Origin of the sequence: Paenibacillus sp. G2S3 (assembly GCF_030123105.1) — a bacterium.
Taxonomy (GTDB): domain Bacteria; phylum Bacillota; class Bacilli; order Paenibacillales; family Paenibacillaceae; genus Paenibacillus_AQ.
The window spans coordinates 6,526,029-6,540,584 of sequence record NZ_CP126095.1 but is presented as its reverse complement, the minus strand read 5'-3'; the positions used below and the strand labels follow the sequence as shown (position 1 = coordinate 6,540,584).

Here is a 14,556-nt window from a genome sequence, read left to right as displayed (position 1 = left end):
TAATCCTGTAGATCAACCCACTTCAAGTTGGTAGCCCTTCAAGATGAGACAGAATTTTTTGTTTCGTTGAACCGATTACAGGATGGTAATATTAATCTTGGCTTCCCGGGTTCCGCTATATATGTTATAAATCCTAAAACACTCGCAGTAGATTATACTTTCAAGCTGAACGATGATATTAATTTTAACTACGTGGGTAACGGCGTGGGGTATGTAATGACGAATAATGGATTTTCACGAATTAAGTTTTAATTCCAGAAGTCCATTAGGATTGATCAAGGGATGCTGCCCCTAAAGGGATGGCATCTTTTTTCTATTCTGTAATTACACCCTTAGCGGAAATGTCATCCCAACTCATGACCTTTTGTAACTAGTAAGGCCTTAAGGAGTTACACTATAATAAAGGTCTAGTCAGCACAGTATATAGGGGGCAATGTCTTGTTTAATCTGGTCAAACAGTGGTTCTGGTACGATTGGCTCGTCCTCCTGTTTCGGATTTGTTTTTCTACTTCTTTATTGATCACCATGTGTTATCTTTCGGACGATTTTACGATTCCTTTTTGGATCGCGTTTGTTTGGGGCCTGGTCGCTTTTTCAGTGCCTTGGTTCTGTTTGCAGCTGCATTATAAATATTATCTGATTGCGGAGATCCTTCTTTCTGGTGGTCTATGCTTATATTTGGCGGCTCTATTTCCTGAATCCTATGTAACTTTTTTACCTACTGCTTTTATGATTGCCAGCAATAGTGCACAAAGGTCTTATCGTTGGTCAGCACCGATTACGGTTATTTTGATTCCAATTCTGTTGTCTAGGTTGTCACAGCAAGTGGATGCGGTATCGATGATCTTGAACATTGGCTTGGTGTATACGCTTGGCTTCGCCTTTCATTTACTAATGGTCAATCACAAGCAGAGCGGAATCATTAAGGATCAGAATGCAGTCTTGGAGCAGTATATCTCACAAGTCGAGCGTATGACACTTCTGGAAGAACGAGATCGGTTATCCAAGGATCTGCATGATACGGTGGGGCATTCCTATACATCCATTCTTATGGGGTTAGAGACTTTACGTACGGAGGTGAACACTTCGGATGGGGCGCAAAAGATAGATGCCTTGTTAAAACTAACTCGCAATGGCCTAGATGATGTTCGTCGATATTTGCATCATGTGGGCTCTTCACAGGATTCGTTGACGCTTATGCAGTCCCTGCAGAAATTAGTGGATGATTTCCAGACCTTCTCGAAGGTTAAGATTCGCCTAAGAACGTTCGGAGAGGCCTATACAGTATCCAAGCAGGCCCAAATGACATTATACAGATGTGTGCAAGAGTCAATAACCAACGCTGTACGTCATGGTCAAGCCAGTGAGATTGTCATTAGTCTACATTACGAAGAGAAGTTGATCCGCCTGGATGTACAGGATAATGGATTAGGCGCAGAGGATTTAACAGCAGGATTTGGTCTGAACGCGATGAAGGAACGAGCCTCTAACTTGCAAGGACAAGTATATTTTTACTCTAAGCCAGGGGAAGGAACCTTAGTGACCTGTAGTTTGCCAAGGCTTGAAGAGATACGAGAGGAAATGGTTCGTTTATTGCTGGTAGATGATCAGCCCTATATCCGGGATAGTCTACGAATTATACTAGAGCAGGAGCCGGATTTTGAGATCATAGGGTTAGCAGAGAATGGTGAGCAGGCAGTAAGCTTCTGCGAACTGGATCAACCTCACGTGGTGCTGATGGACTTAAATATGCCAGGCATGGATGGTGCGGAAGCAACTAAGCATATCAAGCAAAAGTGGCCAGGGGTACGAGTGTTGATCCTGACTACTTTTCAAGAAACAGATATGGCAGTCGAAGCGCTACAAAACGGGGCAGATGGCTACTTGTTAAAATCTACCGAGCCGCAGGAGTTATTCGAAGGTATACGTCTCGTACATCGGGGTGTGAAGATGATTACACCAGATATTACGAATGTATTAATAGATAACTATGAGATGCATCCAGCTTCTGAAGCGCCGACTGAGCAGAGTAATGAATATGGGCTGACTCCACGTGAGCTGGAGATTCTAGAATGCCTGTCTAAGGGTCTGCGTTATAAGTCCATTGCTGCCAAATTGTATTTGTCCGATGGGACGGTGAGAAATTACGCTTCTACCATCTATGCTAAGCTGGGTGTACGGAACCGTGAAGAGGCTGTAGATAAAGCTTTTGGTACTATGGAATAACCATAACTGAATCATCTGAAATTGACGAGCACCTTGTTGTCTATTTTCCCCTGTGGGAGTAGGCAAAAGGTGCTTTTTTTAAATATAAAAAAGTATAAGTTTCACACCATAATTTATGTCTTATATTTCTCGCTTAAACGCTTACCGTCCTTATAAGGACGCCGAAGGCGTTTATGCTTGTATGAAATAACTGTCATATGACATTATGGCACTGGTCGATTTTACATCAGGAGCATTAGCATAGGAGCTGCGTAGATGAACAAATTTTTATTGCAGAGAGGGAGAGAAGAACATGAATCAAATGATCCGGAAACATGTGAGGAATTTCTGTTTCTTATTAATTACGTTTGCCACAGGTCTGTTTTACTTTTGCTTTTATTTGGTGGGTATCACCTTTGGAGTTGCGATGTCCTTCACCATAGTAGGGATTCCAATCCTTTATTATGTTTTACGTTCTACCGAGACTTTTTTACAGCATGAGCGGATTCGAACGAAAGTCTATACGGATATTTCTGTACGCACGATTCCAATCCGATCTCAAGAAGAAGGTAGCCTGTGGGAAAAGGTTAAGACGGAGCTACTCAATGGACATAACTGGAGAGCGATTATTGGGCTGACATTGCAAATTGGAATGGGTCTGGTCAGTCTCGTTTGTGCAGCTCTTTTTTACTTCGCCCCGATTATTCTCTTATTGGCACCTGTCTTGTACTTATTTGATTTCACTTCTATCTCATTATTCGGGATTGAAAATAAAACGCTAAGCAGCTCACTTATTTTCATGCTGTTAGGTGCGGTATTTCTTTGGATAGGTACTTATCTCGGCAACGGTCTGGTAAAAATGATCGGCAGGTATACGCGGCGTTTAGTGAAGGATTTTGCTAGAAGATAAACTTTAACAGGAAAGAAGGAAGAATAATGGTAGCTTCAGTCTCATTTATAAAATTATTTTCGCAATCCCTTTGGATGATGTGGGAGAACCTATTTGCTGTTGTCACCAAGTTCCGCAGTCAGTCCGTGTGGAAATACGGGATATGTAAATTGGTCGTGTTGAAGTATCACGGGGAAAGTATAGTCTGCCAAGATGGGCACCGGATCCTTCCGGGAGATTGGGTGGGGGAGCTTCATCTGGATAATCGTCAGGTAGTGCAGCTAACGCGTACACTTGGCGCGGATCGGGCCGGAATCCGTACTGCACGCATGCTACGTGAGGCTATGAAGGAGATCAGTCGTGAACTGGACTGCAATCCAGAGCTAAGTAAAGTACAGGCACTAACCGGGATTACACTGCTTCACCGGGGAATCATTCATGGGATTGGGTTTGAACAGCATCCTATCAAGTCCAAATGGCAGCGGCGATGGTTCGGAATCTATCTTCGGTTCTTACTTCGCATGCTGCATCCAGAGGGGAGACAACGCCTAGAGGACAGTACTGAAAAGTTATCTCCTAAGATGCTCGTGCTTAGTAAGCAGTCTTTGAAAGCGAGGTTTGCTCCTCGAAGGAAAGAGGCGGTTTCCTGATGTGGACGCTCACTATTTTAGCTATAGATGTGATTATTCTTTATATGATCGTTCCTTTTGTGATTACTCGAATATGGGGATGGGGTGTTGTCTCCAGAGGAGATGCTGCGAAGGGAATTTCTTTTACTTTCGATGACGGACCCGATCCATGCTATACCCCTGAATTACTGGACTTATTACATGAACATGACGTTAAAGCGACCTTCTTTGTATTAGGCAAAAAGGCTGAGCAATACCCGGATTTAATCCAGCGAATGCACCGTGAAGGACATCAGATCGGCATTCATAATTATACACATACGCCTAACTGGATTTACTTCCCATGGACGAATAGACGGAAGCAAGTAGATCGAACAGCTGATATTGTTGAGCGGATTACAGGAGAAAGGCCTATTTTGTATCGCCCACCTTGGGGGCTTCTTAATTTGGGAGATCTAGTCTTACTAAGACGCTCTTATCGGGTAGTGTTGTGGTCTGTAATGGTGGGAGATTGGAAAGCGTCGGTTAGCGCAGCGCAAATAAAGCATGATTTATTGAAAAAGATAAAACCTGGTTCTATCATCGTTCTGCACGACAATGGTGATACACCGGGGGCAGACCGAGAGGCGCCGCTGAACATGATCACGGGTCTGGAAGAAGTCTTAAAGGAGATTGCTAGAAGGGGGCTGAAGAGCCAGCGAGTGGATGAGCTACTGAGCAAGGAAGCTGGTCGTATTGGAGAAGCTAGGTCCAGAGTTAAACATCACGGTCAGATTAATCTGTAGCTATGGATGACATGATGTCACTAGATTGGAAGGGAATTCTGACAATTGAAAAAGAAAACCGTTCGAACCATCGTTATGACCGTTACTGTAGTATACATGGTGTTGATTTTTGCAGGTCTATGTATGTACACATTTTCTAAGTTTAATGAAATTCTCAGTCATGAAGTTGAACAAAAGCTTAACTATAAGGTAGAGCTAACTTCTACTAAACTAAATAGTCGATTATCGAATGATTTTGAGAAGAACTTGGCTGGAATGAAGGAGGAGGGCGCAGGTTATTATTTTGTCATAGATAAAGCTGGACGATACGTAGCAAGTCAGAACCCTAAACACGTTATAGGTAAAGCTATATCTGATGAACCGGACATACAGCTGCAAAAGGTCGGTCAGGTCATAGCACAATCTACGGGAACTAGTGGTACGGAGGACTCGAAGAATGTCTATGCCTTTACAAGAATCGGCGATACAGATTATAACTTAGTGCTGGTGATGCCTGTAGAACAGATTTTGGAGCCTATGATGGACAACCAATATTTAATTATATTCGGTTTTGTTATCGCTCTGATTATTTTTATTGTCTTGCTCTTCATTATCTTAACCCGCCTTATAGTACGACCGCTTCGCAGAATCAATGAGCATGTAATTGAGCTTGTTGAACATGGAGGCGATCTGACTAAGAAGCTGGACATGAAGCGTAATGATGAGATTGGGATGTTGGCGTATTCCATGAATCAGTTTCTGGATAACATTCGGGCCATCGTCGGGAATGTCACTTCACAGGCCAATCATCTGAATGAAAATGCAGGGATACTTCAAGTTTCAGCAGAGCAGACAAATGAGACATCCAAGCAAATCACAACGATTATTACGGATATGGCTGTGAGGTCGACGGAGCAAGCAGAACATGTGCGGCAAGTACTCACGATGATGGAACGGACAGGGGAAATCTCTGAGGAAATTATGCAGGAAACGGTAAAGACAGTTCGCGATTCCAATCATTTAATAAAAGCGGTGCAAACTGGCCAGCGTGCAAACCAGGCATCTGTAGATCACTTGGAAACTATGGTTAGTTCCATTGAGCGCTCAACAGAAACCATTGCACAGCTGAACAGCCGATCCAGCCAAATCGGTGAGATCATTACCGTGATTTCCGAATTGGCTAGTCAGACGAATCTACTCGCGCTAAATGCAGCCATTGAAGCGGCCCGCGCTGGAGAACAAGGGAACGGTTTTGCTGTAGTTGCAGGAGAGATTCGTAAGCTTGCTGAAGGTTCCGAAAGAGCGGCTGAGCAGATTACTAAGCTTGTTGGCGCGATTCAATCGGATACAAATGTAGCTGTAAAAACTATGGAATCGAGTCAGCAAGTGGTTAATCTACAGAATGAATTAGTGCTACAGGGGCAACAATCTCTAGAGGAAATCGTTCAGAAGGTTGAGCTAACGACTCAAAGTACGCTGCGAATTCAAGGCATATTTGGTGAGTTGTCTACAATGTCACATCAATCATTGAAGGCTTTAGTGCAATCTTCACAGCTCATTGATCAGTCGGCATCGTCCTCACAGGAAGTAGCGGCTTCCACGGAAGAGCAGCTTGCGACTATCGATGAGATGACAACCAAACTTAGCGAGCTCAGTGAGTTGTCCGTATGGTTAAAGCGAGAAGTTGAGATGTTTACGATATAGTCTTATGCTAAAATCCTTTCAGACATTTTTTATATGGCAAGGGCTATGGTACCATTTAGAATAAAGTGGTTCGCACCTATATTAAATCGTCGAGAAAAGGATGGGGTAGCATGTTGAATGCTTCTTACTGGTTAACCAATATTAGATTAGAACAGGGTTATGTCATAGAAGATGGACAAGTGGTGGGAACGGATACGAAGGCTTGTCATATCCGAATTGACGGGGATAAGATTTCAGAAGTCGTTGGAGCGGACATGGAGCTTCAGAGTCATCTACCTAAATATGACTGCAAAGGGTTATTGCTGCTTCCTTCTTTTGAGGAGGCGCATATCCATCTAGATAAAACATATTTTGCTGGACCATGGAAGGCAGTAAAGCCTGCGTCTAGTGTCTTTGAACGGATTGAGGAAGAGAAGGTATTATTGCCTAAGCTGCTGCCCATGGCGAGACAACAAGCGGAGAGCATTTTGACGCTTATACAGCGTTTCGGTGCCACACATGTGCGTAGTCATTGTAATATCGAGCCTGTCAGCGGTCTGAAGCGTTTAGAAGCAACGCTGCAAGCCTTGGAGACCTTCTCCGGCAAAATTTCATCAGAAATTGTAGCCTTTCCGCAGCATGGTCTGCTTCGCTCTAATTCTGTCGAATTAGTAAAGCAATCCTTGGCAGAAGGGGCAACCTATGTAGGAGGTGTCGATCCCTACTCCGTGGATGGTGATATCGAGAAGTCACTTCAGACCATGGTCGAGCTAGCCGTTATGAACAATGCCGGTATTGATCTTCACTTACATGATGGAAAAGAAGCAGGAAAGCAGACGTTGTCGCGTTTGGCTGATCTCACAGAAGAAGCTGGTTTGCAGGGCAAAGTGACCGTTAGCCACGCATTCTGGTTCGCAGGTGCATCGCAGCAGGAAGCAGAAGAAATGGCTACACGGATGGCATCACTTGGGATGGGGATTGCATCCACAGTACCTATTGGCAGAATGATGATGCCACTACCGATGCTGCACAGCCAAGGTGTACAAGTGAAACTGGCAACAGACAGCCTTACGGATCACTGGTCTCCTTTTGGAAATGGAGATCAATTGGAGAAGGCGGGACGGTACGCAGAGTTATATGGGTGTAGTGATGAACGGTCATTATCGCAATCTTTAGGATTCATAACGGGAGGGATAACACCGCTTAACCTAAAAGGTGAACAGGTGTGGCCAAAGGTAGGAGACACTGCAAGCTTTGTGCTGCTGCATGCGAGCTGTTCGGCTGAAGCTGTAGCACGAAGAGCCGAGCGACAAGCCGTATGGTACGAAGGGCGTCTCGTGAGTGGATCATTATAGGGACATGAGAGGTAGATGACATGCTCATCTCTAACCATCTACAACAGTATAAAGCAGCGATGCTCTCACTTCCGAAGGCTACCGCGCTAACGAAAGAGGATCTGCAGGTAGATAAGCTTCTAATGAAGCGTAGCGGTAAGCTTGAAATGTACTATGCACCGCACAATGAGTACCTGAATCCCACTGCAAAGGTGATTATTATCGGGCTGACACCCGGCTTTACACAGATGAGAATAGCCATACAAGAAGCGGTCATAGGGTTGGAGTCCGGACTTTCAGATGAAGAGGTATGCAGAAAAGCAAAAGAAGCGGCGAGGTTCGCAGGCTCCATGAGGAGTACGTTAATTCACATGCTAGATACGCTTGGGCTTCATCAGTATTTGAACCTTACCTCTTGTGACGAATTGTTTCAGGAGCAGCAAACGAACCTGCATACCACCTCTTTATTACGGTTTCCCGTGTTCGTAGAGCAGAAAAATTATAGTGGAGTACATCCTAAGCTGCTTTCAGATCCGTTCCTTAGACAATGTGCTCTATTGTCCTTAGGGCAAGAGTTGGGCATCCTGAGCCAAGCTTTAATTATTCCTCTAGGCAAAACGGTGGAGGGAATGCTCCAGCTTTTGGTGTCCGAGGGAAAACTCGATCAGCGGCGCTGTTTATGGGGATTTCCTCATCCTTCTGGAGCTAACGGACATAGATTTAAGCAGTTTGCCATCCATCAAGAGGACATGATAAAGACGCTACAGTATCATTTATGGAACGCCTAAACGGCTTTCAATTGCAACATTGTTCCTGAACCTCACGTTAAGATTCGATTAATTCTAAGGAACAAGGCAGTGGAGAACCGATCGGTCAAGCGACCAAAATCGTCGTAGAAAACTAATCTACATGAAATCGAAGAAATAACGGATGACATGGAAAAAGACCGGCGAGGTGTAGGTCAAGCTATCGACACGGCTTAAATAGCTTTCTTTTAAAGCTACGAATTTATCGCCATCACCGATGAGCAAATCTCGCTTCAGCACAGAAACCGTTAAGCTACCCAAGAAGCCGCTCAAACTGATCAACATGCCTGACAGGAAACCGAAGATCGGGTTGAGCGGCGTCAGGTAGGGATAGATCAAATAGGAGACTCCGGTTGTTACAACAAATGCACAGGCAAAACCTTCCCAGGTCAAATATGGGTTGGCGGTTGGGACCACTTTGCGCTTACCTAGATAGAGGGATGCGAGATAGTGGATTACATCATTCAGCTGTGTCAGCACTACTAGGAATAATACAAGCCCCGCTCCATACTCCGGTGTAGCAAATTGAAAGTATGCCAAGTGACTAAGTCCAAAAACCATTAGCATAAGTCCCCATTGCGTTGAACTAACGCTGCGTAGAAATCCGACGGTTCCTTTATTGATCAACCTAGGAAGCGGTAGGAGCAGGAATACATAGACTGGAATAAAAACAATAAACATCCCATACCACTCGATATAAATCCAGTAGAACTGTAGAGGAATGGATAAGTACGCCCACAGAAATAGTCTGCGGTCTGATTTTCGTGACTTTATCATGGAGAAATATTCTTTGAGTGCGAAGAAGGTCAGCACCATTAGTGCCAGTAGTGAGACGACCGGATTAAAGAGAGTAGCTAAACAAAAGATAAAAAGCATTCCCCACCAGGTTTTGATGCGGAAGCCGATACCTGTATAGTCTTTACTGGGCTGTAATTTGCCTATAACTACATACATCAAGTGAATGGCCGATAAGGCCGCAAAAATCAGGATTACCGTTAATAGAGAGCGGTCGATAGCTAATCACCAACTTGTCGTAGAGTAGATTCCATTAATGGGTTCATATGTTATTATGAAGGAAACGTTCAATCTTGATAAGGGGAAAATTGTAAATGGCAGATGATCCATCGGTCTTTATCTTGCTTACGAATACCGGAACGCTCTTTACGAAGCTTATTCAAGGCTACACGAGAGCACCGTATAATCATGCCTCGATCTCCTTTAATCGGGAGCTTTCTGAGTTATATAGCTTTGGTAGGAAGCATCCGAGTAATCCTCTGAATGGTGGATTCGTGAAGGAGGATATTAAGATAGGCACGTTCAGTAAGTATCCAAATACGACTTGTGTTCTTTACGAACTTCAAGTAACGGCCCGCGAAGTCGAGAAGATGGAGCGAGTCTTGCAAGTTTTTATCCGAAGCCGTCAAAAGTATCTCTATAATATTCTAGGCGTGATTGGTATCGCTCTAAAAGAACCTGTAGAATTCAGTAACTCTTATTTCTGCTCGCAATTTGTAGCTGAGATTCTGGAACGATCAGGCATTAAGCTATGGAATAAGCTACCTGCGCTCGTTACGCCGGATGATTTTCGGCAAAGCGATCGGCTGAAGCTGATTTATCAAGGAAAATTAAGGGAGTACGAACCTGAAAGCTAAGGGAGAGTGTTTAGATGAATAACAAAGAACGGTTCTCAAATCGGGTAGATTCGTATGTGAAATATCGCCCGAGTTATCCTAAAGAAGCCATTGATTATTTATACAATACGATTGGGCTAAAATCGAATTGTGATATTGCCGATATTGGCGCAGGAACGGGAATATTCTCAGCACTGCTTCTAGAGCGCGGGAGTCGTGTGACTGCCGTTGAACCGAATCCGGAAATGCGTAGAGCTGCGGAAGAGAAGTTCGCAAAGGATAACCATTTCCGCGTATTGCCAGGTTCTGCCGAAAAGACAGAATTGTCGGACCATTCCATAGACTTTATCGTGTGTGCCCAAGCATTTCACTGGTTTGATAGGGCCGCAGCGCAATTGGAATTCAAGCGGATTCTTAAACCGGGTGCAAAGGCGATTCTGATATGGAATTCTCGGCGTACTTACGGTACCCCATTTCTGGAGGAATATGAGCAGCTCGTGCAAGCCTTCGGCACCGACTACACTCAAGTTAATCATAAGAACATTACCCCTGAAATCCTTAGCTCCTTTTTTAAGACAGGGCAGATGCAAGTAGCGCACTTTAGCAATCAGCAGGTGTTTGATTTCGAGGGATTAAGTGGGCGAGCGAGATCGTCTTCCTATATTCCGGCCCCCGGAGATCCACGTTACGAGAACATGATGACGGAGCTGCGGAACCTATTTGAACGAAATAAGCAGGATGATAAAGTAGTTTTTGAATATGAGACTGAGGTCTATTGGGGCGAGGTATAACAAATGAGCAGCATATATTAAAAAGACTCAAATCCTAGTGATAACAGGGCTTGAGTCTTTTTTTTGCTTTTAGTTATGAAAGATGAACGTAAAAGGTGGTGGATTCACCGACCGTGCTTTTGGCGTAAATTTTTCCTTTATGCTGTTCAACGATGGATTTGGCAATCGCCAGACCTAGGCCATAACCCCCTTGTTTACGCGCCCTGGAAGCATCTGTACGATAGAATCGATCAAAGATTCTTGTTAAGTGTTCTGGCGCAATGCCCTCACCTGTATTAGTGACTGATAGCACAACATCGTTATGTTGCTTCTTCAAGATCAGGGTGACTGAGCCTTTAGGATTCGTATATTTCACGGCATTGTCCAAGAGAATCATGATGACTTGCTTAATCTGTTCACTGTTACCTTGCACTGTTAAATCAGGTTGAATGTCATACTCCAGCGACACATTTTTCTCAAAGATAACGGCTTCCATCGTTAAAATAATATTCTCAACCGCTTCGCTGAGATTGAACTTCGAATACATCATAGTCGATCTGGAGTCGTCCATTTCGGTGAGATACAATAGATCATTAGTCAGACTGGTCATTCTCTCTGTTTCTGATTTGATATAGTGCAGCCACTTCGACTGATTATGAATAGTGTCATCACTGTTGGATAGAAGAACATCTGCGTTGGTGTTAATAATGGTCAGTGGAGTCTTCAGTTCATGGGAAGCATCCGCAATAAACTGTTTCTGTTTATCAAAAGCCTCCTTCACCGGTGTGATGGAACGATTAGCGAAGAACCGGCTTGTGAAGTATAAGATAATCAGCATCACCGATCCAACCACGGAGAACGTATAGATTAAATTGGTCAGAATATTTTGTTGAGCGGTGATGTCTAGAAATACAAGCATAGCCCCTTCGTTATTATGCTGAATATTGAAGATCCACTTGCTGCTATCCAAGGTGAACCTTCCGGTATCTTTATCGGAACTTAGAGCTTCTTGCAGAGCTGTATTATAGAATTCATCATCCATAGTGAATTTGGAATCTTTCCCGATCAGGTTCGATGCTTTATCTATCTTCAGCATAAATGAAACTGTCCGTTCTGGAGGGGGTGTTCCGTTATCCATACGTTTATTATTTTCGGAATCCAACGAGGGGCTTCCTTTGATAGCATCAAGTCGACCGGTGTCACCGCTAGGTGACTTGTGATTCTCCATGATTCTGTGAAGATCCATATTGATATCGTTTTGGACATTTTGGTACATAATCACATAAATCGAGATGAAGGCTACCAGCATCATCACCGAGATGGTTACTAGGTTAACAATAAGGAATCGATTCCTGAGCTTCGTAAACATTAGGTCGTCACCTCTAATACATACCCTACGTTTCTGATCGTACTAATACGTACAGCCGAATTCAGGAAAGTAAGTTTTTTTCGTAAAAAAGAAATGTACACCTCCACATTGTTGTGTTCAGCATCGGAATCAAACCCCCATAACTTCTCAATAATTTGTTCTTTGGAGGTTACCGCTTGTTTCCTCAAGATCAGAAGCTCCAATAATTCACTTTCCTTTAGGTTCAGCTTGATCTCTTTGCCACCCACGGTAAGCTTCAAGGTCGAAGTATTCAGTTCAATATCCCCGAACTTTAAAGCGTCATCTGGAATAACCTCGTTTTTACGTCTTAGTACAGCTCTTATTCTTGCTAGCAGGATCTCCGAGGAAAAAGGTTTGGCGATATAATCATCAGCGCCATAGTCCAGGCCAGTGACCATATCTGTTATCTCACCCTTTGCGGTAAGCAGGATAACGGGAGTGGACACCCCTTTCTTGCGCAGCGCCTTGAGGACACTAACCCCATCCATCTCAGGCAACATAATGTCGAGCAGCAGCAAATCATAAATCCCGCTCATTGCGTAATCCAGACCCGATCTACCGTCATGGACTGCGTCCACCGAATAATTATGTTTTTTTAATATTTGAGTTAAGGCTTCAGCGAGATGAAGCTCGTCTTCTACGATTAATATTCTCATGGTCTGCCATCCCCTACATATAAGCGAGTATTTGTTATTGAGGTCATTATATCAGTATTACCTTTACTGAACCTTAATGAAGATTGGTACAGAACTGTAATGTAAAAATTGAATAGGTGGCAAGTAACGGAGGGGAATTTTGGAACTGTAGGAGCGATAGCGTCCGCCTTTGTCTGCGGATTTCCACTGCGAACAGCAGTTTAAATCAAGAAATCTGCAGACAACAGCGGCCGGAAGTCCAACATTCACCGGAGTTACGATTTACACCTGTATTGGAGTAGTTTGTAAAACCATTTAAGATTCATTAAAGGTTTGGGATCTAAGATACATTCATGAGCACACGAGACAACGAAAAACAGAAAGGAATGATCCCAAATGGCGATTGAGGTATTCAACCGTTATGAGAACAAATATTTACTCGACAACGAAGCCTACTATAAATTTTATAACCAATTGCTCGAATACATGGAGCTAGACGATTTCAACAAGCAGCATGAGTTTTATTCCATAACCAACTTATATTATGATACTGCGCACAATACGCTGATTCGTAATAGTCTTGCGAAACCGAAGTACAAAGAGAAGCTGCGTTTAAGAGCTTACGGTGTTCCAAATCAAGATACGAAGGTGTATCTGGAAATCAAGAAGAAGGTGTTCGGGCTGGTTAATAAAAGAAGAACGTCGCTCAAATTGAACGAGGCTTATGATTTTGTTGGCACTGGTAGGGAGCCAGAATTCAAGGATTACATGAACAAACAGGTAATTGAAGAGATTAAATACTTTTTAACACGGTACGAATTGCAGCCTAAGGTGTATCTGTCTTATGACCGCAAAGCGTTGTTCTGTAAAAATAATCGCGATTTAAGAATTACGTTCGATACGAACATCCGAAGCCGGCGATACGATCTGAAGATGGAGCATGGCGTCTATGGCGAGCCTTTGCTGGAGCCGGGCCAATGGCTGATGGAAGTGAAGGCTGAGAATACGATTCCGGTCTGGCTGGCGAAAATGCTCTCTGAGCATCAAATGTACCGTACAAGCTTCTCCAAGTACGGTAACGAATATAAAAAAATGCTGAAGAACAGTAAAACAGAACGAGGGAGTGCTCTTTATGCTTGATTCATTATTTACCGTTGCAACGAGTACGGAATTAACGTTTACCAACGCTATTCTAACTATTTTTATAGCTATTGCACTTGGCGGAATCATTAGCTACACCTACATGAAGACCAACCCAGGTGGTTACTCGCAGAGCTTCACGCTCACGATGGTACTGCTTCCCGTAATTGTGGCTATCATCATTCTGCTAATTGGTAGCAATGTCGCTAGAGCCTTCAGTCTTGCTGGAGCGTTCTCCATCATTCGATTCAGAAGTGCACCTGGCGATCCGAAGGATATCACATTTGTATTGTTCACTATGGCATCGGGACTTGCCTGTGGGGTCGGTTCGTTCGGATACGCGGTTCTATTCACTCTTATCCTGTGCGCACTTATGTTTATTCTTAATCGGACTAATTTCGGGGTAAGAACAACGTTGCAAAAGACGCTAAAGGTAACTATTCCAGAGAGTCTGGGGTATGAGGAAGCCTTCGCTGAAGTTTTCAATAAATTTAATGTGGGGTATGAGCTTAAGAAGATTAGAACGACTGAGCTTGGTAGTTTATATGAACTCGTCTACGCCGTTACGCTGGGTGAGACTGTGAACCAGAAGGAATTTCTAGATGCAATTCGCACTCGTAACGGGAATCTAGATCTCTCGTTAACTATGACTCCCACTGCAAATGACTATTAAAATGATC

15 protein-coding genes are annotated in these 14,556 nt (G+C 43.6%); 12 read left to right on the top strand and 3 right to left on the bottom strand.

The features are described from left to right. The first annotated feature begins 66 nt into the window (after positions 1-66). The 8 genes from QNH28_RS28910 to QNH28_RS28875 all read left to right on the top strand — a co-directional run bounded on the left by QNH28_RS28910 (position 67) and on the right by QNH28_RS28875 (position 8,292). Positions 67-252 carry a hypothetical protein gene (locus QNH28_RS28910; protein WP_283909556.1) on the top strand — a complete coding sequence of 62 codons (186 nt, stop codon included), beginning with the start codon at positions 67-69 and terminating at the stop codon, positions 250-252. A gap of 186 nt (positions 253-438) precedes the next feature. Further along, positions 439-2,226 carry a helix-turn-helix transcriptional regulator gene (locus tag QNH28_RS28905; RefSeq protein ID WP_283909555.1) on the top strand — a complete coding sequence of 596 codons (1,788 nt, stop codon included), beginning with the start codon at positions 439-441 and terminating at the stop codon, positions 2,224-2,226. 292 nt (positions 2,227-2,518) lie between these two features. Beyond that, positions 2,519-3,115 (top strand): sensor domain-containing protein, encoded by a 597-nt coding sequence (locus QNH28_RS28900; RefSeq protein WP_283909554.1) that lies wholly within the window; start codon positions 2,519-2,521, stop codon positions 3,113-3,115. Between the two features lie 26 nt (positions 3,116-3,141). Further along, the gene (locus QNH28_RS28895; protein ID WP_283909553.1) at positions 3,142-3,744 is read left to right on the top strand and encodes a YkoP family protein; all 603 of its coding nucleotides are present in this window, start codon (positions 3,142-3,144) and stop codon (positions 3,742-3,744) included. Continuing rightward, complete coding sequence (locus QNH28_RS28890) at positions 3,744-4,508, top strand: polysaccharide deacetylase family protein (protein ID WP_283909552.1); 765 nt, start codon at positions 3,744-3,746, stop codon at positions 4,506-4,508. Before QNH28_RS28895 ends, QNH28_RS28890 begins: the two co-directional genes overlap by 1 nt. A gap of 45 nt (positions 4,509-4,553) precedes the next feature. After that, a complete protein-coding gene (locus QNH28_RS28885; RefSeq protein ID WP_283909551.1) occupies positions 4,554-6,191 on the top strand; it encodes a methyl-accepting chemotaxis protein in 1,638 nt (545 codons plus the stop codon). A 110-nt stretch (positions 6,192-6,301) separates the two neighbouring features. Further along, the gene (locus QNH28_RS28880; RefSeq protein ID WP_283909550.1) at positions 6,302-7,525 is read left to right on the top strand and encodes an amidohydrolase; all 1,224 of its coding nucleotides are present in this window, start codon (positions 6,302-6,304) and stop codon (positions 7,523-7,525) included. A 20-nt stretch (positions 7,526-7,545) separates the two neighbouring features. After that, complete coding sequence (locus tag QNH28_RS28875; RefSeq protein ID WP_283909549.1) at positions 7,546-8,292, top strand: hypothetical protein; 747 nt, start codon at positions 7,546-7,548, stop codon at positions 8,290-8,292. A gap of 117 nt (positions 8,293-8,409) precedes the next feature. Here QNH28_RS28875 and QNH28_RS28870 read toward each other — a convergent pair whose 3' ends face one another. Continuing rightward, the gene (locus QNH28_RS28870; RefSeq protein WP_283912290.1) at positions 8,410-9,324 is read right to left on the bottom strand and encodes a phosphatidate cytidylyltransferase; all 915 of its coding nucleotides are present in this window, start codon (positions 9,322-9,324) and stop codon (positions 8,410-8,412) included. Between the two features lie 95 nt (positions 9,325-9,419). Between QNH28_RS28870 and QNH28_RS28865 the strand changes: the two genes are divergently transcribed. Then, the gene (locus tag QNH28_RS28865) at positions 9,420-9,962 is read left to right on the top strand and encodes a hypothetical protein (RefSeq protein WP_283909548.1); all 543 of its coding nucleotides are present in this window, start codon (positions 9,420-9,422) and stop codon (positions 9,960-9,962) included. A gap of 14 nt (positions 9,963-9,976) precedes the next feature. Next, the gene (locus tag QNH28_RS28860; protein WP_283909547.1) at positions 9,977-10,732 is read left to right on the top strand and encodes a class I SAM-dependent methyltransferase; all 756 of its coding nucleotides are present in this window, start codon (positions 9,977-9,979) and stop codon (positions 10,730-10,732) included. Positions 10,733-10,805: 73 nt separating this feature from the next. Here the strand turns inward: QNH28_RS28860 and QNH28_RS28855 are convergent, their stop codons facing one another. Both QNH28_RS28855 and QNH28_RS28850 read right to left on the bottom strand, forming a co-directional pair. Continuing rightward, positions 10,806-12,080 carry a sensor histidine kinase gene (locus QNH28_RS28855; protein WP_283909546.1) on the bottom strand — a complete coding sequence of 425 codons (1,275 nt, stop codon included), beginning with the start codon at positions 12,078-12,080 and terminating at the stop codon, positions 10,806-10,808. Next, positions 12,080-12,757, bottom strand: a complete 678-nt coding sequence (locus QNH28_RS28850) for a response regulator transcription factor (RefSeq protein ID WP_283909545.1) — start codon at positions 12,755-12,757, stop codon at positions 12,080-12,082. The genes QNH28_RS28855 and QNH28_RS28850 overlap by 1 nt, the downstream gene beginning before the upstream one ends. 375 nt (positions 12,758-13,132) lie before the next feature. Between QNH28_RS28850 and QNH28_RS28845 the strand changes: the two genes are divergently transcribed. Beyond that, the gene (locus QNH28_RS28845) at positions 13,133-13,876 is read left to right on the top strand and encodes a polyphosphate polymerase domain-containing protein (protein WP_283909544.1); all 744 of its coding nucleotides are present in this window, start codon (positions 13,133-13,135) and stop codon (positions 13,874-13,876) included. Further along, positions 13,869-14,549, top strand: a complete 681-nt coding sequence (locus QNH28_RS28840; protein WP_283909543.1) for a DUF4956 domain-containing protein — start codon at positions 13,869-13,871, stop codon at positions 14,547-14,549. Before QNH28_RS28845 ends, QNH28_RS28840 begins: the two co-directional genes overlap by 8 nt. The last annotated feature ends 7 nt before the right edge of the window (positions 14,550-14,556 follow it).